We start from the raw sequence: 22018 nt of genomic DNA, 5'->3' as shown, positions 1-22018 counted from the left end.
TCGCGTCCGTGAACGACGCGCCCGACCTGCTCGCCTCCGGCCTCGTCGACGCCGTCTCGGTCTCCGCGCGCCACACGTTCAGCAAGACCAACGCCTTCGAGGCGCGGCTCGTCGCCGGCGTCGGTGTCGAGGGCGACGCGCACGCCGGCACCACCGTCCAGCACGTCTTCGACGCGCGCCGCGACCCGGCTCGGCCGAACCTGCGCCAGGTGCACCTGATCCACGCCGAGCTGCTCGACGAGCTGGCCGTGCAGGGCTTCGACGTGAAGCCCGGCGACCTGGGCGAGAACCTGACGACCCGCGGCGTCCGGCTGCTCGACCTGCCGACGGGCGCGCTGCTGCGGGTCGGCGACGAGGCGGTCCTGCAGGTCACCGGCCTGCGCAAGCCCTGCGTCCAGATCGAGCGGTTCCGCACCGGGCTGCTCAAGGCGGTCGTCGACCGCGACGAGCAGGGGGCGGTCGTGCACCGGGCCGGCGTCATGAGCGTCGTGCTGACCGGCGGCGTCGTCCGTCCCGGAGACGCAGTGGCCGTCGAGCTGCCCGCTCTGCCGCACGAGCCGCTGCACGTGGTCTGAGGGTGGCCGGCCGGTCGGAGGAGCGTCGGGACGTCCGCCTGTGGCCGGCGCTGCTGGCGCTGTCCGTCGTGGTCGCCGCGCTCGTGCTGATCGGCATGAACAAGGACCGGGTGGCCGAGATCTACCACGCGGTGCTGCCGTGGCCGGCGGTCGTCGCCGGGCTGCTGACGCTGCTGCCGAGCGCCCTCGTGCTGGCCGGGTTCGCTGCGGCGCTGTGGTCGGGATGGCGGCGCTGGGCGCCGCTCGCGCTCGCGCTGGCGTTCCTTCCTCTGCTGCTCCTGGGCGTTCCCGGCCGCCGCGCGGGTGCGTCGGCCGACCGCGAGCGTCTGATCGAGGTCGCCACCACGCGCGGGTGGGCGGACGCGGTCATGGACGCAGGGCTGGCCGGCTTCGGGACGTTCGTCGTGGTCGCGCTGGTGCTGCTCGCCGGCACCAGGCTGCCGTGCCTCCCCGTGCGCTCGCTGTCGGCAGTGGTCGTCGTCGGAGCGACGGTCGCCATGGTCGTCACCCACACGTCCTAGGCGGCCCCTGAGCCTGTCGAAGGGTCGGTTCCTGAGCCTGTCGAAGGGCGCCACCGTCCGTCGTCGCGCCACCGCCCGTCCGGTCCGCGGGTCTGGACGTGGCCGCGTCGGTCGCGACGGAACTGCCAGCCCTGCTGGTGGGCCTGGTGGTGATGTCGGGGACAGAGCATGACGGCGTTGTCGAGGTCGGTCGCGCCGCCGGCCGACCAGGGGATCGGGTGATGGACCTCGGACCAGGCCGGTGGCCTGTCGCAACCAGGTGCCACGCACCCCAGGTCTCTCAGTCCGAGTGCGGTCTTCTGGTGCTTGGAGAACAACCGTCTCGACCGTCCCAGGTCGAGCGGGACGCTGTCGCCGCTCAGCACCGCGGGGATGACGTCCGCGCTGCAGGCCAGCCGCCGGGTCTCTCCCGCCGAGAGCCGGGTTCCGGTGGCGAGCGTGGAGGCCGCGAGCCCGTCGCGCAGGTCGTCGAGCTCCATCGTCACCACGAGCGTGGCCGCCGTGGTGCCGGACTGCGGCAGCCCGTCGACCGGCATCCTCTCGACCAGGTGGGCGAACGCGTGGCCCTGCCGCTGGTGGTGCGTCCCTTCGACAGGCTCAGGGAACGGGGACGGCTCCGGGGCAGTCCGGTCGGTGAGCTTGTCGAGACGGGAGGCCCCCTGCCTCGGTGCGGTGAACGCGTCGAGCATCGTGCGGAGCAGCTCGGCCTGCAGGTCGGGCAGGACGAACCCACCGCGCCACGTGCCGTCGCGGTTGTCGGCCATCCAGAGCTCGGTGCGCTCCCACGCCCGACGCTCCTGGGCCTCGAGCGACGCGTCCTCGATCCGGTCGACCTCGGGCTTGGACGCGTAGACGTCCGCGATCCGGCGAGCCCGGCGCGAGAGATCCTTCGCGCTCAACCGCTGGGCGTCGCGGATCAACGTCCGCTCGCACCGCTCCTGGTGCTCGTCGGGCACCTTCCGCAGCGTGTTCACGATGAGGGCGGCGCCGGCCTCGGTGATCGCGCCGTCGGCCAGCGCCTGCTCGGTGGCCGACTTCTGGCCGAGCGCCTGCGCGAACCGCACCTGCCGTCCGGCGGCCGTGCGGTCGTGGCCGAAGTCGCGCGCCAGCAGGTCGGCCGTGCCGGTGGACCCGCCAAGACCCACCGGCACCAGCGCGTCCACCGCCCGGACGGCGGCGGCGACCTTCGCGCTCAGCCGGGCCTGCAGGCGTTGCAGCCGCTCGGCGGTGCGCCGGGCCTGCTCGGGAGTCTGGTCGAGCAGCGACTCGGCGCTCAGCGCGTCCAGCTCGGCCTCGAGCGCGGCCAGGCGCGTGTCGACGGACGACGTGTCCACGAGTACTGCGACCATGACGACCCCCGAGTCGAACTGATGTTCTCATCGTAGGTGCTGGCACCGACAGGAACGGCGCGGTCCACAGGCTCCTCTCGACCAGCCCGAGGAGCGACTGACCCTCAGCGCAGCTCTGCGGCCTTGGCCTCGAGCACGGCGCGCTGGCGCTCGTTGCCGGCGAGGGCGGCGGCGGTCACGAGCTCGGAGCGGGCCTCGTCGACCCGGCCGAGCCGGGCCAGCAGCTCCCCGCGGACGCTCGGCAGCAGGTGCGAGCCGCGCAGCCCGGGGGCGTCGGCGAGGGAGTCCACCACGGCCAGCCCGGCCTCGGGACCGGACGCCATCGACACCGCGACCGCGCGGTTGAGCTCGACCACCGGGTTCGGGGCGAGCCGGCCCAGCGCCTCGTAGAGGACGACGATCTCGTCCCAGTCGGTCTCGGCGACGCTGGGGGCGACGGCGTGGCACTGGGCGATCGCCGCCTGCAGCGCGTACGAGCCGCGGCCGCGTCCCAGTGCGTCCGCGCGCGCCAGCGACGCGCGTCCGCGGGCGATGGCGGCCCGGTCCCAGCGCGACCGGTCCTGGTCGGCCAGCAGCACCGGCGTGCCGTCGGGCGCCACCCGGGCCGCGAACCGCGACGCCTGCAGCTCCATGAGCGCCAGCAGCGCGTGCGCCTCCTGCTCCTGCGGGACGAGCCCGGTCAGCACGCGACCGAGCCGGAGCGCCTCGCCGGCGAGCTCGGTGCGGATCCAGCGGTCGCCGGCCGTGGCCGCGTACCCCTCGGTGAAGACGAGGTAGACGACGCCCAGCACCGCGGCGAGCCGCTCGGGCCACTGCGCCGGCTCCGGGGACTCGAACGGCACCTTGGCCGCAGCGAGCGTCTTCTTCGCCCGGGTGATGCGCGCCTGCACCGTCGGCACCGGCACGAGCAGCAGCCGGGCGACCTCCTGGGTCGACAGGCCGCTGACGACCCGCAGCGTGAGCGCGATCTGCGACTCGCGCGACAGCACCGGGTGACAGGCGGTCAGCACGAGCCGCAGCACGTCGTCCTCGACCGGCTCCCACTGCGTCTCGGACGTCTCGTCGAGCTCCAGCGCGAGCCGCCGGTACCGGTCGTCCTGCACGGAGCGGCGGCGGAACACGTCCACCGCGCGCCGCCGGGCGACCGTGGTCAGCCACGCGCCCGGGCTCTGCGGGACGCCGGCCGTGGGCCACTGCTCGAGGGCCTCGACCAGCGCCTCGTGGGCCACGTCCTCCGCGAGGCCGACGTCGCCCGTGACGCGGGCGAGGGTGGCGACGATGCGCGCACCCTCGATCCGCCAGACGGCGTCGACGACGCGGTGGACGTCCTGGCTCATCGGCTCAGGCCGACGCGGTGTCGGCGTCGGTGCCCAGCTCACGACGCCACTCCTTCTCCTTCTGGACGTACTCGTTGTCGGCGTAGTCCTCGAAGTCGGCCTCGTCGGTGATGCGGCGGACCTCCATCTTGTTGCCGGCGCCGAGCGGGGCACGCTTGGCCCACTCGACCGCCTCCTCGCGGGTGGACACCTGCAGCGTCCAGAACCCGTTGAACAGCTCGTGGGTTTCGCCGTAGGGCCCGTCGGTGACGACCGGCGCCTCGCCGGTGAACTCGACGACCGCGCCCTCGGACGCGTCGGAGAGTCCCTCGCCGCCGAGCAGCACGCCGGCCTTCATCATCGACTCGTTGTAGGCGCCCATGTCGTTGATGATCTGCTCGAAGTCCATGTCCTCGGGCATCTCGACCGAGCCGCTGTTGCGCATGATGAGCATGTACTTGGCCATGATGTGTCTCCTGGTTCGCGGGGCCGCTTCTCGGCCTCTCACTATGTCGTCGGACGGGGTCGGCGCGGATCGACATCAGCGTGGAAAGTTTTTCCAGGACGGTGTCGGCCGTCACGCCGGCGCCGGGTGCGACCCCGGTGCGCCGCTCCTAGGCTGGACGGACCCCCGCCCCCGTCCGAGGAGGAATCCGTGTCCGACCGACTGACCCTGCGCACGCCGGAGTCGACGCTCCAGGTGAACGTGCGTGGTGCCGAGCCCCGTTCCTGGCAGGACGCGGAGGGGCGCGAGCACCTGTGGCAGGCGGGCGAGGCATGGCGACGCACCGCGCCGATCCTGTTCCCGGTCATCTGCCGGGTCCCGGACGACCAGGCCGTCGTCGACGGCACGGCGTACCCGATGCGCCAGCACGGGTTCACCCGCGAGAGCGACTTCGACGTGCTTGACCTGTCGGCCGACCGCGTGGTGCTCGGCCTGCGCGACAGCGACGAGACGCGCGCGCACTACCCCTACGCGTTCGGCCTGCACGTCACCCACGAGCTGCGCGGACGCACGCTGACCACCACGTACGTCGTGGAGAACCGCGACGAGCGTCCGCTGCCGTACGCGTTGGGCTGGCACCCGGCGTTCGTGTGGCCGCTGGACGGCGAGCGCGAGGACCACGTCGTCGAGTTCGACCGTCCCGAGCCCGCGCCGTTCCGCCGGGTCGAGGACAACCTGCTGCGTCCCGAGCTCTTCGACTCCGTCGTCGAGGGCACCGAGCTGCGGCTGAGCGAGCGGCTGTTCGACGAGGGCGCGGTGATCATGCCCGACGTCGCCAGCACCGGCCTGACCTACCGCGCGCCGTCCGGCCGCGGCGTCCGCCTGGACTGGACCGGCTTCACCGGCGTGACGCTGTGGATGCGCGACGGCGGCGAGTTCGTCTGCCTCGAGACCTGGCGCGGCCTGCCGGCCCGGCCCGAGGACGTCGAGCTGACCACCCGCGACGACCTCGACCACCTGCCGCCCGGCGAGGCCCGCACCTACACGGTCAGCGCCAGCCTGCTGGGCTGACCGCGAGGTAGCGTCGGCCACCTGACCGAAGGGGCACGCATGGGCACCGACCTGCTGCAGGACGGCTCGGGCACGCTGCTGGGCGCCGGACTCGGCGCGGTGCTGGTCGTCGTCGCGCTCGGGCTGTGGCTCGTCCGCGACGCCCGGCGTCCGGCGCTGCTGCTCGGCCTCGGCGGCGTGGCGGTCGCCCTGCTGTCCGTCGTCGTCGGCTGGGTGGAGGAGTCCCGCGACGTCGACCGGCTCCGCGGCGCCCTGCAGGAGCGTGGCGTCACCGTCTCGCTCGACGAGGCGCGCGACGTGCGCGAGGCGCTGAACGACGAGGGCGAGTACTCCTCGGCCGTCGGCGCCGAGCGACCCTGGCGGCTCGTCGTGGACGACGACCGGCTCGTCCTGCAGCGCTACTGACCTCCGGACGCGACGACGCCGGACCCGCGAACGGGTCCGGCGTCGTGGAGCGGGCGGGTTCAGCTGCTCTTGAGCAGGCGGCTGCGCTCGGGCGTCAGCACCTTCTTGGACGACAGCACGTCCATCGAGTAGCCGGGGCTCTCGGCGCTGCCGCCCGACAGGCGCAGCACGCCGACCGAGATGCGCAGCTTGGCCGGGTTGCCCAGGCACGAGCGGCGGACGGTGGCCCTGATGGTGCCGTTCTTGCCGTTGCTGGTGCGGACCTTGGCGTTGCAGACCTTCTTGTCGCGGGCGTTGTAGACGTCGCCGCCCTGCTTGTCGTAGCCGTAGAGCTCGAACGACGGCTTCTTCTTGCCGGCGCGGACGAACTCGGCGTAGATCGTCGAGCCGGACTTCAGCCGCGAGAACCTCACCGTGATGGTGACGTTCTTGCGGCCGTGGTCGAAGCGGACGCTCTTGGCGTCGACGCCGGACTTCTTGCTGGCCGCCGAGTCCAGGCGGGTGTAGGAGTCGGACTCGATCGAGTCGAAGCGCAGCACGTCGGCGCGCTTGTCCTTGATCGTGCTCTGCTGGGCCTGGGCGGCCGTCGAGGTGCCCAGGACGGTGCCGACGGCGAGGGCGGTGGTGACCAGCCCGGTGATGAGACGCATGTGTTTCCCCCGAAGTAGTGGACGTCCGCACGACGGTAACCCGGCGCGGCCGCGAGGCGGAAACCTGCGGCGCGTCGGGCTGTCGGCCATGGCCCTGGCCTGGACGACGACGGCGCCGCGGTCCCCGAGGGGTCCGCGGCGCCGCCGTGCCGGTCAGGTCAGCGCTTGGCGACCTTCAGCACCCGGGTCCTGCTCCACGCGGCCCGGTAGTCGCTGCCGGCGAGCACCTGCACGCGGATCTTGTGCCGGCCGGGCTTGAGCCGCGGCAGCTTCACCACGGTCGTGCCCTTGCGCAGGGTGACGGTGCGCAGCACCTTCGACCCGTCGTAGACCAGGGCCGTCGCCCCGGCCGGCAGCAGGCTCGGGACGGTCACCCGCAGCACGCCGTTCTGCTTCTTGCGGATGGACGACTTGGCCAGCTTCGCCGACACCGACGGGGCCGCCTTGGCCACCTTGAGCGTCGTCGTGGCCGAGCTCTTGGCGACCGTCGCCGAGCCGGCGTAGGACGCCGTCACGACGTGCGTGCCGACCGGGACGTCCTTGGGCAGCGTCACCGTCGCCCGCCCGGCCTTGAGCGCGCCCTTGATGGTGCGTCCGGCGACGGCCACCGACACGGTGCCGGTGGCGGCCGGGTCGGACGTGACCGTCACGGCCGCCGTGGCCGCCGTGCCGTAGGTGGTCGCCGTGCGGCCGAGCCGCACCGACGTCACCGAGGCGGCCGGGCCGCTCCACCTCAGCGCCGGGGCGAAGCCGGTGCGCACGTGGGCGTCGGCCTGCTGCTCCAGCGCGTAGCCCATGCCGAGCACCTGGGCGTCGGTCCAGGCGCGTCCGACGAGCTGGACGTTGTTGGACTGGCCCTCGGCGTTCTGGCCGATGGGCAGGATGACCGTCGGCAGGCCGATGCCCTGGGTGATGACGCCCGACGCACGGTCGGAGCTGAAGATCGCCGAGGCGGCGTCGTTGTTGCCCACGCTCGTCAGGAAGCCGGGGTAGACCACGGCGTCGACCGGCTGGCCGAAGGCGGTGTCCATCCAGGCCGCGGCGTTCTGCTTGTAGGCGTCGCGCCGGGCCAGCAGGTTCGTCACGCTCGTGTCGTCCATCGGCTGCGCCGTGTAGTTCGACGAGACGTTGTACGGCAGGTTCTGCGGGCTCTCCATCAGCTGCTTGGTCGTGTACGGGAACGTCGCGGGACGCTCCTCGGCGATGTAGCGCTCCCAGCCCTCCGCGCCGGCGCTGCCGGACGTCGGGAAGCCGCTCGCGGGCGGGTTCGTCGGCGCGGCCGGCGACCCCTGGGGCAGCGGGACGAGCGTGCCACCGGCCGCCTCGACCGCGGCCTTGGCGTCGGCCAGCGCCTGCTGGCCGGCGTCGTCGTCGGTGACGACGGTGGAGGAGAACGCCGTCGGCACGTAGCCGACGACCTTGCCGCGCAGCGCGTCCTTCGACAGCGACGAGCCCCACTCGACCGGACGCTTGGTGTTGTCGACGCGCGAGGTCAGCAGGTCGGCCGGGTCGTTGCCGGTCTTCTGCGTCGCGGTGGCGTCGAGCAGCGCCGCCAGGTCGGTGACCGACTTGGCGATCGGACCCGCGTAGTCGGTGGCCCAGGTCAGCGGCATGACGCCGTTGGTGCTGGTCAGGCCGTCCGTGCCGCGGAACGACGACAGGCCGGCGCCGGTCGACGGCGCGTACAGCGAGACGCCGGTCTGGGTGCCCATGGCGGCCGGCGCCAGGTCCGCGCCCACGGCGACGGCCGAGCCGCCGCTGGAGCCGAACGACGTCTTCGACGGGTACAGCGCGTTCCAGGTCTGCTCGAAGCCGCTCTCGCTGAACGAGCCGGAGTTGGCGAACTCGGACAGGTTCGTCTTGCCGATGATGACCGCGCCGGCCTCACGCAGCTTGGCGACCTGCCACGCGTCCTTGCCGGGCTGCCAGTCCTTCAGCGCGAGGGTGCCGCCGGACGTGGGCATGTCCTTGGTGTCGTAGAGGTCCTTGAGCGCGACCGGGACGCCGAGCAGCGAGCCCTTGCGGCCGGCCTTGCGGGCCTGGTCGGCCTTCAATGCCTGGGCGACGGCGTCCTTGGCCACCGTGATGAAGGAGTGGAAGCCGAGCGCGCCGGAGTCGTAGGCCTCGATGCGGTCCAGGTACGCCTTGGTGACCTGCACCGAGGTGACCTTGCCGGCCGTCATGTCGGCCTGCAGCTGGGCGATCGTCTTGCCCGTGACGTCGTAGGCGACCGAGGTGGTCGCGGCGACGTCCGCCTCGGCGGCGGGGATGCGCAGCGGCTCGGCGCCGGCGCACGCGGCCGTGTAGGTGCTGAGGTCCCAGTTCTGCAGGGTGCAGATCTCGTCGAGGGTCAGGCCCGACAGGTCGGGCGCCGCGGCCAGGGCGGCGGTGTCGGTGGCCAGCTGGGCCGCGCCGCTGCGGGCGCCGACGACCACGAACTGCGCCAGCGACTCGGTGGCGCCGGGGTCGACGGTCAGCTCACGGACGAAGCCGAGGTCGTTGGAGCGGCTGCCGGTGGGCGAGTACGCCGTCGCGAACGGGTCGGCCTGCTGGTCGCCCAGGGCGCTCACGCCCGACCCGACGACGACGCCGGTCGGACGCGTGTTGCCCGGCGTGGTCGCCGTGATCCAGGTGTCGGAGGCCTCCACGTCCGCGTCCCCGTCGCTGGTCGTGGCGACCGTCGCCTTGTTCGGGCTGGGCGTCGGCGTCGCGGCGGGCGCGTAGCCCGAGCCGAGCGAGCCGCCGAACGAGACCTTCAACGTCACCGGCTTGGTCGACGTGTTGGTGAAGGTGTCGAAGAAGCTCGTGGTGCCGGTCGCGGCCACGCGCACGGCGCGGGTCATGAGCACGTCGCCCAGGCGCACCGCCTTGGTCGAGCGGTACGCGCCGCCACCGGTGGCGGAGAGGCCGAAGCCGCGCATCATCTGGTCGTTCATGCGCGGGGCGGGCGTCTGCTCGACCCGGACGAACACGTTGCCGAAGCCCTCCATCCGGGAGTCCGACACGTTGCGGATGGAGCCGGTGTCGAGTCCGGGACGGCGGGCGTCGTTGATCTGGACGACCGCGCCGTCGGTGGTGGTCACGCTGGTGAGCGCCGAGGCGGGCGGTGCGGTGAGGGCGCCCAGCCCGACCGCCGCGGCCGCCGGGACGGCGACGAGGCGGACGGCACGGCGTCCACGAGTGGGGGAGGGCATGGAGGGACGGGGCCTTTCGTCGGGGGAGAACTGCGTCGCCCCCGTTTCTAGGCAGCCGCTGTGTCGCGACGGGACGGCGCCGGTTGCGCGCCCGTTACGTTTGCCCGCCTCCCGCGACGGTCGTGTTTCGGCCTACCGCTGGCGGACGTACCGCGCCCAGGCGAAGCAGTAGACGCCGTACGCCAGCAGTCCCAGCGCGATCGCGGTGAGCAGGTACGGGCCGAACGGCTGCTCGCGCAGCGTCGTCAGCGCGTCGTCCAGGCCACCGGCCTTCTCCGGGTCGTACGTCGCCGCCGCCCACAGGAACAGGCCGCCCACGACGGTGATCGCGGCGCCCTTGGCCACGTGGCCGACGGTGCCCGTGACGATGACCGGCTTCTCGGTGCTGCCCGCCAGCGCGTCCGTGCGCAGGTCGACGGTGAAGCCCTGGGTGACACCGCGCCAGATCAGGTAGACGCCCACGACCGCGATGCCCAGGCCGACGGCGCCGACCAGCCACTGGCCGGCAGGAGCGCCCATGAGCTTGGCGGTCATGCCCTCCTGGGACGAGTCGCCGCCCCCGCTGCTGCCGGTGGCGGTGCGCCCGGCGGTGAAGGCCAGGACGGCGTAGACCACGCCGCGGCCCAGGGCGGCGAGCCGGTGGCGCAGCCGCTCGGTGCCGTCCTCGGAGCGGAAGCCCCAGATCGCCGTGGCCAGCTGCCACAGCGTGAGCGCGACCAGCCCGACGACGACGATCCAGAGCAGCGCGGTGCCGAGCGGCTTCTCGGCGAGCTCCTGCATGGCGCCGGACTCGCTGGCCTCCTCGCCACTGCCGCCCCAGGCCAGCTGCAGGGTTATCCAGGCGACGATCACGTGCACGACGCCGTAGGCGATTAGCCCGACGCGCGCGCCGTGCTCGAGCGCGTCGTGGTCGCGGACGTCCTGCGTGGCGCTCATGCGGCGCTCCTCTCGGTCTGTGCGGAGCCGTGGCTGCGCTGCTCGGCGGCGAGCGCGAGGTTGCGCTGCAGCCCGCCGAAGACGACGCCGTGGAAGGGGTAGATGCTCCACCAGTAGAGCCGGCCGACCAGACCGCGCGGGGCGTACAGGGCCCGGTGGCTGAAGGTGGTCGTGCCGCCGTCGGTCGAGCCGATGCACAGCTCGAGCCAGGCGAGCCCGGGCAGGCGCATCTCGGCCCGCAGCCGCAGCAGCTTCTTCTCCTCGACCTGCTCCACGCGCCAGAAGTCGACGGCGTCGCCGACCAGCAGCCGCTCGGGGTCGCGGCGTCCGCGGCGCAGGCCGGGCCCGCCGACCAGCCGGTCGAGCAGGCCGCGGACGCGCCAGGCGAGCGGCCACGAGTACCAGCCCTGCGAGCCGCCGATGCCCTGGATGACGGCCCACAGGTCGTCCGGCGTGGCATCGACCTCGCGGGTCCGCTCGTCGGCGTAGAGCGTGCCGCCGGCCCAGTCCGGGTCGGAGGGCAGCGGCGCGGCCGGGGCACCGGCCGGGCTGGCCGACGACCAGGACGTCGGCACGTCCAGGTTCTGGATCCTGGTCAGCGCGAGCTCGACCGACCGGTCGAAGCCGGTGAGACCGCCCTCGGGCGGCGGCACGAGCTCGTCGATGTCGTGCTCGGAGGCCACGACGTTGTTGCGCAGCGACTCCACGAGCGGACGCGCCAGGCCGCTCGGCACGGGCGTCACGAGCCCCACCCACAGGCTCGAGAGCGTCGGCGACAGGATCGGCACCGGCAGGATGCGCCGCTTCGGCAGACCGGCCACGGCCGCGTACCGCTGCATCATGCTCAGGTAGGTCAGCACGTCCGGCCCACCGATGTCGAAGCGCCGGCTCACGTCCGCCGGCATGGACGCGCTGCCGGCCAGGTAGTGCAGCACGTCGCGCACGGCGATCGGCTGGATGCGGCTGTGCACCCACCGCGGCGTGACCATGACCGGCAGCCGCTCGGTGAGGTGGCGCAGCATCTCGAAGGACGCCGAGCCCGAGCCGATCACCACCCCGGCCTGCAGCACCGTGGTCGGCACGCCCGAGTCGAGCAGCACCTGGGCGACCCGGTCGCGCGAGCGAAGGTGCTCGGACAGCTCCTCGCCGGCCGGGTCCATGCCGCTGAGGTAGACGATGCGCTGCACCCCGGCGGCGTGGGCCTGCTCGGCGAACGTGCGGGCGATGCGCTCCTCGGTGGCCGCGAAGTCCTTGCCGGTGCCGATCGAGTGCAGCAGGTAGTAGGCGACGTCGACGCCCTCGAGGGCGCGGCGCACGTCGTCGGCGTCGGTGGCGTCGGCGCGGGCGATCTCGACCCGGTCGGCCCAGTCGTGCGCCTGGGCCTTCGACTCGTCGCGGGCCATGACGCGGACGGTGTGCCCGGCGTCGAGCAGGACGGGGACGAGGCGCCCGCCGATGTATCCGGTCGCACCGGTGACGAGGCTTCGGGTCATGTGCCGAGTATCGGGCCGCGGAGCCCGGACGGCACGTGCAGATCAGGCCGGGTGCGGCAGCCGGACGTCCTCGTAGGCGAACCGGTAGGGGAACGCCGCCGGCGGCAGCGGACGGCCGGAGGGCAGCGGCGCGGCGGGCGGGACGACCGGGGTGGGGGCCGGGCGCTCCCACCAGTCGTTGCGGCGCACCAGCCGGTCGCACACGATCGTGCCGAGGTAGCGGCCGTCCTGGTCGGCGACGTCGCGGTCCTCCCACGCCTGCCAGCCGATCCAGTGGCCCTCGAGGTCGAAGACGTGCGGGTCGTCCGGGTCGCGGCGGAACGCGATGACGTGCCCGTCGAGGTCGTACAGGTAGCTGTTCATCGGTGCCCCCTTTCGCACCAGTCCCTTCGGCCGACGCTAGGCCGACCTGACCGGGCGCGTGGGCGGCTCGCCGAGGTCGGTGGAAAATGGCTCCTTCGGGCTAGTCCTGTGGGCGGGTGTGATCCCGGTCTCCCCGTCTGTTTGGATGTGGCGACGACGCAGGAGGCCGCATGAACACCGACGAGCCCGTCCCCGCCTGGTTCGCCGAGGCCCTCGCCCAGCGACCCGACGCCCACCAGGTGACGGTCGACGGCTGCGAGGTCGCCTACCGGACGTGGGGTCCGGCCGGGGCGCCCGTGGTCGTCCTGGTGCACGGCGGTGCCGCGCACGCCGGGTGGTGGGACCACGTCGCACCGTTCCTGGCCATCGACCGCCGTGTGGTCGCGCTCGACCTGTCCGGGCACGGCGACAGCGGCTGGCGCGACGCCTACTCGCTCGAGACCTGGGCGCGCGAGGTCGTCGCGGTGGCCGCGGCCGAGGGGGACGCCGAGCCGGTCGTCCTGGGCCACAGCATGGGCGGGTTCGTCGCGCTCACCGCCGCCGCACAGCCCGGCTGCCGGCTGCGGGGGGCCGCGGCCGTCGACTCGCCGGTGCGGGTGCTGCCCGACACCGTCCGCGAGCGGGCGCGCGAGGCGGCGTCCGCCCCGCGCACGAAGCGCTACCCGGACCGTGAGTCGATCCTGAGCCGGTTCCGCACGCTGCCCGACGACGACCGTGACCTGCCGTACGTCACCCGGCACGTCGCCGAGGGCTCCGTCCGGCGCGTCGACGACGGCTGGACGTGGAAGTTCGACCAGCGCATCTTCGGCTCGTCCGCGATGAGCCCGGACATGCTCGGCAAGGCCGAGTGCCCGGTGGCGCTCGTGCGGGCCGAGCGCGGCATGGCCACGCCGGCGATCGTCGCCGACACCGCCGAGCGGCTGGGCGGGCGCGTGCCCGTCACGACCGTCCTGGACTCCGGGCACCACGTGATGCTCGACCAGCCGGTCGCGCTCGTGGCCGTCCTGCAGACCCTCACCCAGATGTGGAGCATCCATGGATGACATGACCGTCCTCGAGCGGCTGCTGGCCGAGCGCTGGAGCTGCCGCGGCTACCTGTCCGACGAGGTCCCGCGCGAGACGATCGAGCGGCTGCTGACCGTCGCCGGCCGCACGCCGTCGTGGTGCAACACCCAGCCGTGGGAGGTCACCGTCCTGTCGGGCGAGGCCACGTCGTCGCTGGTGAAGGCGATGGCCGAGGACGCCGAGCACTGGACGCCGGACATCCCGTTCCCGGCCGGGTACGAGGGCGTCTACGCCGACCGGCGTCGCGAGTCCGGCTGGCAGCTGTACGAGGCGGTCGGTGTCGCGAAGGGCGACCGCGACGCGTCCGCAGCCCAGATGCTGCGCAACTTCGAGTTCTTCGGCGCCCCGCACGCGGCGATCGTCACGACCACGGCGTCGCTCGGCCCGTACGGCGCGGTCGACTGCGGCCTGTTCATCGACTCGTTCCTGCTCGCCGCGCAGGCCCTCGGCCTCGGTGCGTGCGCCCAGGCGGCGATCGCCATGCGCGCCGGCGTCGTCCGCGAGCACCTGGGGCTGGCCGACGACCGTCAGGTGGTGGCCGGCATCGCCTTCGGGCGTCCCGACCCCGAGCACCTGACGAACACCTACCGGACCAACCGCGTCCCGCTGGACGAGTTCGTCACCTTCCGCGACTGACCTCGACCCGGGCTGAGCGCCCGTTCGCGCTGAGTGTGACGTCTCGGGGGTGGAACGGGCTGGACGAGCCCCGAAACGTCACACTCAACGGGAACCTGAGGACAGGAACGCCGAGGGCTACCCGCGGAGGGCGCCGACGCCGAGGATCGCGGCCAGGCCCAGCGCGCTGCGCGGGTGGTAGGCCGCGGTCCACAGGCCGCCGTGGCAGGCGCCGGCCGCCTCGTCCATCCACGGCTCGGCCTCGGCCGGGGCGCCGGCCTTGAGGTCGTGCACGAGCAGCGCCGCCATGAGCGTGTTGCTCGTCGCCGGGTCGAACACCTCGACGCCGAAGCGGTGGGCGCCGGCGTACGCGGCGGCGAGCGCCTTGTTCTTGACCACCGAGCGGGTGCGGGTGGACGGCGCCACGTTGAGCGAGACGCGCACGCCGTCATGGCGCGCCGCCGTCGCGCGCCAGCGCTGCAGCCGCTTGGCGAAGGCGTAGTTCGGCCCTTGCTGCGGCACGAGCGCGTCGCAGATGCCGGGATCGGCCGCCGGCGGGTAGTTGCGGGTGAGCAGCCGGCCCCCGGCCAGCGTGCGGACGGTGCGCCGGCTCAGTCGCGACATCGCGCCGCCCGCGCGGTACGCGGCGTCGGCCGCGACGACCTCGCCGCGCGGCACGGCGAACACGTCGGTCGGGGTGGCCAGGAACGCCAGCGCGGTGTCGGGCCGGCGCTCGACCAGGTGCGTGCCGAGGGCGTCGGCCGCCATCGACAGCCGCACGTGGGTGCCGCCGTCGGCGTAGCAGTAGTTGCCCAGCACGAGCGCGCCGTCGATGCCGTCGAGCCACTCGGCGATGGCCGGCAGCTCGGTGAGCAGGTCCGCGCCCGCGTCCGACCCGGCGCCGCCGACGATGCGGGCGGGCAGGCGCACGCGCCCGGCGAGCGACGAGGCGGTCTGGCGGATGCGCTCCTGGACGTCCTCGCGCGGCAGGTCGAGCGCGACGACGTCCGCGCCCCAGCGCAGCAGCGCGTGCATCGGGCCCATCTCGGCGCCGGCGCCGAGGACGACGACCGTCTCGCCGTCCAGGCGCAGCCACTCGGGGTGCTGCTGCACCAGGCGCACGCGGTCGGCCGCGGACGTCGTGATGACCCCGCGCGCGACCCAGTCGTCGAGCTGGGCGCCGAGGGCGTCGCCGCTCAGCCGCTCGCCGCGGTAGGGGAGCGTCAGCTCGGTCTCGGGCTCGGCCTCGCCGCGCACCTCGACGGTGTGGAAGGCCTGGGTGAGCGGCTGGGTCCCGATGGCCTCGCCCAGCGGGGCGTCGCCGTACGTGAAGTGGCCGTACGCCGAGGCCAGGCCGTCGGCGGCGATGCGGTGGGCCGACGACGCCTCGCCGATGCCGGCCTCGACCGCGCGGCGGAAGTGGGACAGGTACTGGCGCCGCCAGGCGGTCTCGTGCTCGACGGCGCGCGCACCGACGGGGTCCGCCTTGCGCAGCGCGTCCGCGAGGACGGTGCGGGCGGTCGAGGTGGTGCTCTCGGAGGGGAAGCTGACGGTCGGTTCGCTCACCCGACGCACGGTAATCCCTTACCGGTCAGTCGCGAAGACCGCCGTCGTCCGGCACGCGCACGAGCAGCACCCCGGCGCTGATCGTCGCCTCGATCCGGGTGCCCTCGCCGACCGGGTCGCCGTCCAGCTGCATCGGCATCGGCTCCTTGGCCTCGATGAGGATGCGGGTGCCGGTGAAGCGCTCGAGCTTGTCGTTGGTGCGCTTGCCGCGCGTGAAGAGCCGGGCACCGATCGCCAGCCAGCCGATGAAGCGCTTGGGGGCCAGGACGACGGCGTCGAGCAACCCGTCGTCGATCCGGGCGTCGGGCAGCAGCGGGATGCCGGCCTGCAGGAAGCCGACGTTGCCGACGACGACCGTGCGCGCCTTGAGCTTGACCGGCTCGGCGTCGTCGACGGTGATCTTGACCCGCTGCGCCGGGTAGCGGGCGGCCTTCACGCCGGAGACGAAGTACGCGGCCCAGCCGACCTTCGCCTTCAGCTCCTCGTCGACGCCGGTCATGATCGCCGCGTCCATGCCCAGCCCGGCCATGACCAGGAAGGCGGTGCGCTCGGCCTCGGGCGCGTCGGACATGAAGTGACCGAGGTCGACGGCACGGTCCTGGCCGCTGAACGCCACGTCCATCGCGTCGCGGATGTTGAGCGGGATGTCGAGGTTGCGGGCGAGCAGGTTGCCGGTGCCGTGCGGGACGATGCCGACCGGGACGCCGCTGCCGGCCGCGACCTCGCAGACGGTGCGGACGGTGCCGTCACCGCCGGCCACCACGATGAGGTCGACGTCCGCCTCGACCGCGGCCTGCGCCTGGCCGGTGCCGGGGTCCTCGATGGTGGTGCGCAGCCACATCGGCTCGCGCCAGCCGTGCAGCCGCGCGACCTCGGCGACCCGCTCCTTGAACGTGTCGACGTCGCCGACCTTGGCCGGGTTGAGCACGACGGCGGCCCGGCGCGGCTCGGCCCCCGGGGCGGCGGCCACGAGCGGCGTGCCGGTGCGGTCGGTGCGCAGCAGCATCGCCCACCACAGCAGGGCGACCAGCACGCCCTCGCACAGCCCGGCGACGACGTCGCTGGGGTAGTGGGCGCCGTAGAACACCCGGCTCGTGGCCACGAGCAGGGCGAGGACGACGAGCAGCCCGATGAGCAGCCGGCGGCGCGTCCCGCGCCGCAGGGCCACGAGGGTGACGATCACGAGCACGGTGCAGCCGACGCCGGCCGAGGACGAGTGGCCGCTCGGGAACGACAGCCCGTGGAAGACCTCGAGCGGGTCCTCGTGCACCGGACGGTCGCGGTCGAAGGCCAGCTTGAGCAGCGGGTTGAGCATCGCCTCGGTGACACCGGCGGCGACCACGAACGCGGCCAGCCGGGGAGCGCCGCGGCGCCACGCCCAGAAGGCGACGACCAGCAGCACCGGCGTCCAGGTCCAGCGGTCCAGGCCGATGCTCGCCGCCTTGGCTGCGTCGTGCACGAGGTCGTGGGTGCTGGTGAACAGCAGCGCTCGTGAGGAGAGCCGGGTGTCGAGGTCCTGCAGCCAGGTCGAGCCGGTGGCCACCAGGGTGGCGAGCGTGACGAAGGTGGCGAGGAGCAGGGCGGCGAAGGTGCCCAGGAGGACCGGGTGGGTCGGGCGTGCGCGTCGCACGTCGATCGTCACCAGCAGCTCCCCTCGTCGTCGGCCGAACCGGGCCAGCGTAGTGCCCGGCCGACGGGACCGCGCTGTCGCGGGCCCGCGCCGATAGGCTGGGCGCGTGATCGACGCCAAGCTCCTGCGTGAAGACCCCGACCTCCTGCGTGCCGCCCAGCGACGTCGTGGGGAGTCCGAGAGCCTCGTCGACGAGCTCGTCGCCGCCGACGAGCGACGCCGCTCCTCGATCGCCGCGTACGAGGCGGTCCGCGCCGAGCAGAAGTCGATCGGCAAGCTGGTCGCGAAGGCGTCCGGCGACGAGAAGGCCGAGCTGCTGGCCCGCACCAAGGCGCTGTCGGCGCAGGTGAAGGAGGCCGAGGCGGCGCAGGGCGAGGCGGCCCAGGCGTTCGAGCGGCTGCTCAAGAGCCTGCCGAACCTGGCGTCCGAGCAGGCGCCCGAGGGCGGCGAGGACGACTTCGTCGTGCTCGACACCGTCGGCACCCCGCGCGACTTCGCCGCCGAGGGCTTCGAGCCCAAGGACCACCTCGAGCTCGGCGAGGCGCTCGGCGCCTTCGACGTCGAGCGCGGCGCGAAGGTCTCCGGCGCGCGCTTCTACTACCTGACCGGCGTCGGCGCCCAGCTCGAGCTGGCGCTCACCCAGCTGGCGATGAGCAAGGCCGCCGAGTGGGGCTTCACGCCGATGATCCCGCCAGCGCTGGTCAAGCCGCGCGCCATGGAGGGCACCGGCTTCCTCGGCCAGGCCGCCGACGACGTCTACTACCTGCCCAAGGACGACCTGTACCTCGTGGGCACCAGCGAGGTGCCGCTCGCGGCGTACCACTCCGACGAGATCCTGGACGCCGGATCGTTGCCGCGACGCTACGCCGCGTTCAGCCCCTGCTACCGGCGCGAGGCAGGCTCGTACGGCAAGGACACGCGGGGGATCTTCCGGGTGCACTGGTTCGACAAGGTGGAGATGTTCGTCTACACGACGCCCGAGGAGGCCGCGGCCGAGCACGAGCGGCTGCTCGGCTGGGAGCGCGCCTGGCTGGACGCGCTCGAGCTGCCCTACCGGGTCGTCGACGTCGCCGCCGGCGACCTCGGCCTGTCGGCCATCCGCAAGTTCGACTGCGAGGCCTGGATCCCCACCCAGGGCAAGTACCGCGAGGTCTCCTCGGCGTCCAACTGTACGCAGTTCCAGGCCCGCCGCCTCGACATCCGCGAGCGCACCGACGAGGGCCCGCGCCACGTCTCGACGCTCAACGGCACCCTGTGCGCCATGACCCGCACGATCATCGCGCTGCTCGAGAACGGCCAGCAGGCCGACGGCTCGGTGCGCCTGCCCAAGGCGCTGCACGGCCTGCTGCCCGAGGTCCTGGAGCCGCGCTCGTGACCGCCTTCCAGCCCAAGCTCGTGGCCCTCGACGTCGACGGCACCATCGTGGACGAGCGCAACCGGCTCACCGCGCCCGTCCGCGAGGCGGTGCGTGGCCTGGTCGATCGCGGCATCGAGGTCGTCATCAGCACCGGCCGCGCCATCCCCGGCGTCCTGGACGTCGTCGACAAGCTCGGGCTCGAGGGCCGTCACGCGATCGCGTCCAACGGTGCCGTCGTGCTGGCGTACCCGCCGGTCGACATCCTGCACACCGTCACCTTCGACGCGTCCGAGGCCGTGCGCCGCGTGCTGGCCGAGATGCCCGACGCGATCGTCGCGGTCGAGGAGCTCGGCACCGGCTACCGGGTCAGCCGCCCGTTCCCGACCGGCGAGATCAACGGCACGATCGTGGTCGAGGACGTCGAGTCGCTCATCGCCGAGCCGGTCGTGCGCGTCATCATCCGCAGCCCCGACCACGCGCCGGAGGAGTTCGGCGAGATCGTCCGCGGTCTCGGCCTGGACGACACCTCCTACTACATCGGCTACGACGCGTGGCTCGACCTCGCGCCGCAGGGCGTCTCGAAGGCGTACGGCCTCGAGGTGCTGTGCGAGAAGCTCGGGGTCGAGCGCTCGGAGGTGCTGGCGGTCGGCGACGGCAACAACGACGTCGAGATGCTGCAGTGGGCCGGCCGCGGCGTGGCCATGGGCCAGGCCCCGGACGTCCTCAAGGACGTCGCCGACGACGTCACGGGCTCGATCCACGAGGACGGCCTGCTCACCGAGCTCCAGCGCTACCTGTAGGTCGCGCGTCCGGACGGGCGCCAGGTGCCGTCCGGGCACCGGGTCAGCGGCCGGGGACTTGCCCCGTCCGCAAACCTGAGTAGGCTCAGGAATGAGCGCGGTCGGGATCATGCGATGGCGCGACCGCGCGGAGCCCGCTCCGCCCCCGCCTCTCCAGGAGTCTCCTCATGCACGCCTTCGGCATCACCGCCTACCAGCAGCCCCTGACCCGGATGGAGGTCGCCGAGCCGGTGGTCGGCCCGCACGACGTGCTGGTGGACGTCGAGGCGGCGGGCCTCAACCACCTCGACGAGAAGATCCGGGCCGGCGAGTTCAAGGCGATCCTGCCCGCGTCCCTGCCGCTGGTCCTCGGGCACGACGTGGCCGGCACCGTGCTGCAGGTCGGGACCGACGTGCGCGCCTTCGCGGTGGGGGACCGGGTCTACGGCCGACCGGCCCGACCCGGGACGTTCGCCGAGCGGGTCGCCGTGGCCGAGGCCGACCTCGCCCCCGTGCCGGCCTCGCTCGGCATGGCCGAGGCCGCCGCGCTGCCGCTCGTCTCGCTGACCGCGTGGCAGGTGCTGGTCGAGCGCGGTCGCGTCCAACCCGGTCAGAAGGTCCTCGTCCACGCCGGTGCGGGTGCGGTCGGCTCGGTCGCGATCCAGCTCGCCAAGCACCTCGGGGCGCACGTGGCCACGACGGCGAGCGGGGACGGTCTGGCGCTCGTGCGCGAGCTCGGCGCGGACGTGGTGGTCGACTACCGCACCCAGGACTTCGCCGCTCAGCTCTCCGGCTACGACCTGGTGCTCGACAGTCTCGGCGGAGACAACTTGACGCGGTCGCTCGGCGTGCTGCGTCCCGGTGGGCGCGCCATCGGCATCGCCGGACCGCCCGACCCGGCGTTCGCGCGGCAGGCCGGCCTGAACCCGCTCCTGCGCCTCGCGGTCGCGGGGCTCAGCAGCAAGGTCCGCCGTCAGGCTCGGCGCGCTGGGGTGTCCTACGAGTTCCTGTTCATGCACGCCTCCGGCGAGCAGCTGCGTGAGATCACCGCCTTGGTCGAGGCCGGCACGCTGCGCCCGCCCACGGTCGAGGCCTTCGACCTCGGCCGGACGCCCGAGGCGCTCGCCGCCCTGGCTGAGGGACGCGTCCGGGGCAAGGCCGTCGTGACCCGCTGATCCGTGTCGTCGCCCGCGGCTTGCGGCGGCGGGTGGGACACTCGACCCCGGCGCACCAGCACGCGCCCGCACTCGTAGGCCGGAGGAACTCTCGATGACAGCCGCCCCCAGGGCCGTGAGCCGGCGCGAGCGCAACAAGCAGGAGAAGCTCGACCGCATCACCGCCGCGGCGCGCGAGCTGTTCGCCGAGCGCGGGGTCGACGACGTGACGACCCAGCAGATCGCCGAGCGGGCCGACATCGGCGCCGGCACCCTGTTCCTCTACGCCCGTACCAAGGGCGAGCTGCTGCTGCTCGTGCAGAACGCCGCCTACGAGGACGCGCTGGCTCGCGGGGTGCAGGCCGCCGACGGTGTCCCGGACGTCGTCGACGCGGTGATGGCCGTCGTCCGGCCCGTCGTCGAGTGCAACCGCACGCACGTCGACAACGGGCGCACCTACCTGCGCGAGATGGTCTTCGGCGACCCCACGGAGACGCACCACGCCGAGGCGCTCGCGATCGTGGGCCGGACCGAGGCGGCCCTCGCGGACGTGCTGCGCCGCGAGGTCCGGCCGGAGCAGGACGCCGTCGCGCTCGCGCACGTCGTGTCCGCGGTGATGTTCCTGGCCATGGCCGCGCCGCGGGACGCCGCCGCCACGGTCGACGACGTCGTCGAGGAGGTGCGGCGCCAGGTCGCGGTGGTCCTGCGCAACGGCACGCCGGCTCAGTAGCGGGCAGAGAAGCCGCCGTCGGCGTGCAGCAGCTGGCCCGAGACCCAGCGACCGGCGGGGGAGACGAGGAACGCCACCACCTCCGCGACGTCCTGGGCGGTGCCCAGGCGGCCGAGCGGCTGGTGGGCGCCCAGCGCCTCGCGCACCCCGTCGTCCATCCAGCCGGTGTCGACCGGCCCCGGGTTCACGACGTTGGCCGAGACGCCGAGCGGGCCGAGCTCGCGGGCGGCCGAGATGACGATGCGGTCCAGCGCCCCCTTCGAGGCGCCGTAGGGCAGGTTGCCGGTCGTGTGGTCGCTGGTCAGCGCCACCACCGCTCCGCCGCCGTCCGGCACCTGGCGGGCGAACCCGGCGACGAGCAGCAGGCTCGCGCGGGCGTTGACCGCGACGTGTCGGTCGAAGCTCTCGGCCGTCGTGTCGAGCACGCCGGACTCGACGTCGTGCGCGTGGCTGAGCACGAGCGCCGTGATCGGGCCGCGCTCGGCCGTGACCGCGCGCAGCAGCTCGTCCGGCCCGGTGGGCGTGGACAGGTCGCAGGGGAAGTCGGTGCCGTGCAGGTCGGACGTCGCGACGTCCCAGCCGTCGGCGACCAGGCGGGGGACGATGCTGGCGGCGAGTCCCTCGGGGCGGCGGGCTCCGGTGACGAGGGCGAGAGGCATGACCCCACGCTAGTGCGGCCCGGACGCGACGAGGCGCCCTTCCCGCGTGGGGGAGGGCGCCTCGTCGTGTGACCGGGGCTCAGGTGCAGGTGGCGCCTGCTGGGGTGGGCTACGCCGCCTGCGGGAGTCGTGACGCGGATTCACG

General features: G+C 73.5%; 21 protein-coding genes. 10 read left to right on the top strand and 11 right to left on the bottom strand.

Going from position 1 to position 22018, the window contains the following annotated elements; translation table 11 throughout:
• The first annotated feature begins 8 nt into the window (after positions 1-8).
• Complete coding sequence (locus tag HGAM_RS02830; protein ID WP_019143954.1) at positions 9-575, top strand: MOSC domain-containing protein; 567 nt, start codon at positions 9-11, stop codon at positions 573-575.
• Positions 576-577: 2 nt separating this feature from the next.
• Complete coding sequence (locus tag HGAM_RS02825; RefSeq protein WP_019143953.1) at positions 578-1096, top strand: hypothetical protein; 519 nt, start codon at positions 578-580, stop codon at positions 1094-1096.
• Here the strand turns inward: HGAM_RS02825 and HGAM_RS02820 are convergent.
• The 3 genes from HGAM_RS02820 to HGAM_RS02810 all read right to left on the bottom strand — a co-directional run bounded on the left by HGAM_RS02820 (position 1093) and on the right by HGAM_RS02810 (position 4227).
• Positions 1093-2430, bottom strand: coding sequence for an HNH endonuclease signature motif containing protein (locus HGAM_RS02820; protein WP_172636414.1), 1338 nt, complete (start codon positions 2428-2430; stop codon positions 1093-1095). The two genes, HGAM_RS02825 and HGAM_RS02820, sit on opposite strands and share 4 nt — an antisense overlap.
• A 119-nt stretch (positions 2431-2549) precedes the next feature.
• Complete coding sequence (locus HGAM_RS02815) at positions 2550-3782, bottom strand: RNA polymerase sigma factor (RefSeq protein ID WP_019143951.1); 1233 nt, start codon at positions 3780-3782, stop codon at positions 2550-2552.
• Between the two features lie 4 nt (positions 3783-3786).
• The gene (locus tag HGAM_RS02810; RefSeq protein ID WP_019143950.1) at positions 3787-4227 is read right to left on the bottom strand and encodes a YciI family protein; all 441 of its coding nucleotides are present in this window, start codon (positions 4225-4227) and stop codon (positions 3787-3789) included.
• Positions 4228-4416: 189 nt separating this feature from the next.
• Between HGAM_RS02810 and HGAM_RS02805 the strand changes: the two genes are divergently transcribed.
• Positions 4417-5277 (top strand): aldose 1-epimerase family protein, encoded by an 861-nt coding sequence (locus HGAM_RS02805; RefSeq protein WP_019143949.1) that lies wholly within the window; start codon positions 4417-4419, stop codon positions 5275-5277.
• Positions 5278-5316: 39 nt separating this feature from the next.
• Positions 5317-5682 carry a hypothetical protein gene (locus HGAM_RS02800; RefSeq protein WP_019143948.1) on the top strand — a complete coding sequence of 122 codons (366 nt, stop codon included), beginning with the start codon at positions 5317-5319 and terminating at the stop codon, positions 5680-5682.
• Between the two features lie 59 nt (positions 5683-5741).
• Here HGAM_RS02800 and HGAM_RS02795 read toward each other — a convergent pair whose 3' ends face one another.
• From HGAM_RS02795 to HGAM_RS17385, 5 genes are all read right to left on the bottom strand, one after another.
• The gene (locus HGAM_RS02795; protein WP_019143947.1) at positions 5742-6332 is read right to left on the bottom strand and encodes a hypothetical protein; all 591 of its coding nucleotides are present in this window, start codon (positions 6330-6332) and stop codon (positions 5742-5744) included.
• Between the two features lie 158 nt (positions 6333-6490).
• Positions 6491-9526 carry an amidase family protein gene (locus HGAM_RS17395; protein WP_019143946.1) on the bottom strand — a complete coding sequence of 1012 codons (3036 nt, stop codon included), beginning with the start codon at positions 9524-9526 and terminating at the stop codon, positions 6491-6493.
• Positions 9527-9658: 132 nt separating this feature from the next.
• Entirely contained in the window at positions 9659-10462 is an 804-nt protein-coding gene (locus HGAM_RS02785) for a DUF1206 domain-containing protein (protein ID WP_019143945.1), read from the bottom strand.
• On the bottom strand, positions 10459-11955 hold the full coding sequence (locus tag HGAM_RS17390) for an SDR family oxidoreductase (RefSeq protein ID WP_019143944.1): 1497 nt from the start codon (positions 11953-11955) through the stop codon (positions 10459-10461). Before HGAM_RS17390 ends, HGAM_RS02785 begins: the two co-directional genes overlap by 4 nt.
• 42 nt (positions 11956-11997) lie before the next feature.
• Entirely contained in the window at positions 11998-12318 is a 321-nt protein-coding gene (locus HGAM_RS17385; RefSeq protein ID WP_019143943.1) for a 4-fold beta flower protein, read from the bottom strand.
• A gap of 170 nt (positions 12319-12488) precedes the next feature.
• On the opposite strand from HGAM_RS17385, the gene HGAM_RS02770 reads away from it, so the two are divergent.
• Positions 12489-13361 (top strand): alpha/beta fold hydrolase, encoded by an 873-nt coding sequence (locus tag HGAM_RS02770; RefSeq protein WP_019143942.1) that lies wholly within the window; start codon positions 12489-12491, stop codon positions 13359-13361.
• Positions 13354-14019 (top strand): nitroreductase, encoded by a 666-nt coding sequence (locus HGAM_RS02765; RefSeq protein ID WP_020691416.1) that lies wholly within the window; start codon positions 13354-13356, stop codon positions 14017-14019. Before HGAM_RS02770 ends, HGAM_RS02765 begins: the two co-directional genes overlap by 8 nt.
• 117 nt (positions 14020-14136) lie before the next feature.
• On the opposite strand, the gene HGAM_RS02760 is transcribed toward HGAM_RS02765, so the two are convergent.
• Positions 14137-15564: a hypothetical protein gene (locus tag HGAM_RS02760; RefSeq protein WP_019143940.1), complete on the bottom strand. Its 1428-nt coding sequence runs from the start codon at positions 15562-15564 to the stop codon at positions 14137-14139.
• A gap of 25 nt (positions 15565-15589) precedes the next feature.
• Positions 15590-17194, bottom strand: coding sequence for a bifunctional phosphatase PAP2/diacylglycerol kinase family protein (locus HGAM_RS19980; protein ID WP_172636413.1), 1605 nt, complete (start codon positions 17192-17194; stop codon positions 15590-15592).
• 106 nt (positions 17195-17300) lie between these two features.
• Between HGAM_RS19980 and serS the strand changes: the two genes are divergently transcribed.
• The 4 genes from serS (at position 17301) to HGAM_RS02735 (ending at position 21214) form a co-directional block, all read left to right on the top strand.
• Positions 17301-18569 carry a serine--tRNA ligase gene (serS, locus tag HGAM_RS02750; protein WP_019143938.1) on the top strand — a complete coding sequence of 423 codons (1269 nt, stop codon included), beginning with the start codon at positions 17301-17303 and terminating at the stop codon, positions 18567-18569.
• Positions 18566-19351 (top strand): HAD family hydrolase, encoded by a 786-nt coding sequence (locus tag HGAM_RS02745; RefSeq protein WP_019143937.1) that lies wholly within the window; start codon positions 18566-18568, stop codon positions 19349-19351. Before serS ends, HGAM_RS02745 begins: the two co-directional genes overlap by 4 nt.
• Before the next feature lie 167 nt (positions 19352-19518).
• Positions 19519-20505 (top strand): NADP-dependent oxidoreductase, encoded by a 987-nt coding sequence (locus tag HGAM_RS02740; protein ID WP_019143936.1) that lies wholly within the window; start codon positions 19519-19521, stop codon positions 20503-20505.
• 94 nt (positions 20506-20599) lie between these two features.
• Positions 20600-21214 carry a TetR/AcrR family transcriptional regulator gene (locus HGAM_RS02735; protein WP_038951499.1) on the top strand — a complete coding sequence of 205 codons (615 nt, stop codon included), beginning with the start codon at positions 20600-20602 and terminating at the stop codon, positions 21212-21214.
• On the opposite strand, the gene HGAM_RS02730 is transcribed toward HGAM_RS02735, so the two are convergent.
• Entirely contained in the window at positions 21208-21873 is a 666-nt protein-coding gene (locus HGAM_RS02730; protein WP_019143934.1) for an SDR family oxidoreductase, read from the bottom strand. The genes HGAM_RS02735 and HGAM_RS02730 overlap by 7 nt on opposite strands.
• Between the last annotated feature and the right edge of the window lie 145 nt (positions 21874-22018).

This window comes from Aeromicrobium massiliense JC14 (assembly GCF_000312105.1).
Classification (GTDB): Bacteria; Actinomycetota; Actinomycetes; order Propionibacteriales; family Nocardioidaceae; genus Aeromicrobium; species Aeromicrobium massiliense.
This window is presented reverse-complemented; position numbering and strand designations above follow the sequence as displayed.

Coding starts and splice junctions, on each gene's coding strand:
- HGAM_RS02815 (WP_019143951.1), bottom strand. CDS start 3,782: ATGAGCCAGGACGTCCACCGCGTCGTCGACGCCGTCTGGCGGATCGAG.
- HGAM_RS02810 (WP_019143950.1), bottom strand. CDS start 4,227: ATGGCCAAGTACATGCTCATCATGCGCAACAGCGGCTCGGTCGAGATG.
- HGAM_RS02800 (WP_019143948.1), top strand. CDS start 5,317: ATGGGCACCGACCTGCTGCAGGACGGCTCGGGCACGCTGCTGGGCGCC.
- HGAM_RS02795 (WP_019143947.1), bottom strand. CDS start 6,332: ATGCGTCTCATCACCGGGCTGGTCACCACCGCCCTCGCCGTCGGCACC.
- HGAM_RS17395 (WP_019143946.1), bottom strand. CDS start 9,526: ATGCCCTCCCCCACTCGTGGACGCCGTGCCGTCCGCCTCGTCGCCGTC.
- HGAM_RS02785 (WP_019143945.1), bottom strand. CDS start 10,462: ATGAGCGCCACGCAGGACGTCCGCGACCACGACGCGCTCGAGCACGGC.
- HGAM_RS17390 (WP_019143944.1), bottom strand. CDS start 11,955: ATGACCCGAAGCCTCGTCACCGGTGCGACCGGATACATCGGCGGGCGC.
- HGAM_RS17385 (WP_019143943.1), bottom strand. CDS start 12,318: ATGAACAGCTACCTGTACGACCTCGACGGGCACGTCATCGCGTTCCGC.
- HGAM_RS02770 (WP_019143942.1), top strand. CDS start 12,489: ATGAACACCGACGAGCCCGTCCCCGCCTGGTTCGCCGAGGCCCTCGCC.
- HGAM_RS02765 (WP_020691416.1), top strand. CDS start 13,354: ATGGATGACATGACCGTCCTCGAGCGGCTGCTGGCCGAGCGCTGGAGC.
- HGAM_RS02740 (WP_019143936.1), top strand. CDS start 19,519: ATGCACGCCTTCGGCATCACCGCCTACCAGCAGCCCCTGACCCGGATG.
- HGAM_RS02735 (WP_038951499.1), top strand. CDS start 20,600: ATGACAGCCGCCCCCAGGGCCGTGAGCCGGCGCGAGCGCAACAAGCAG.
- HGAM_RS02730 (WP_019143934.1), bottom strand. CDS start 21,873: ATGCCTCTCGCCCTCGTCACCGGAGCCCGCCGCCCCGAGGGACTCGCC.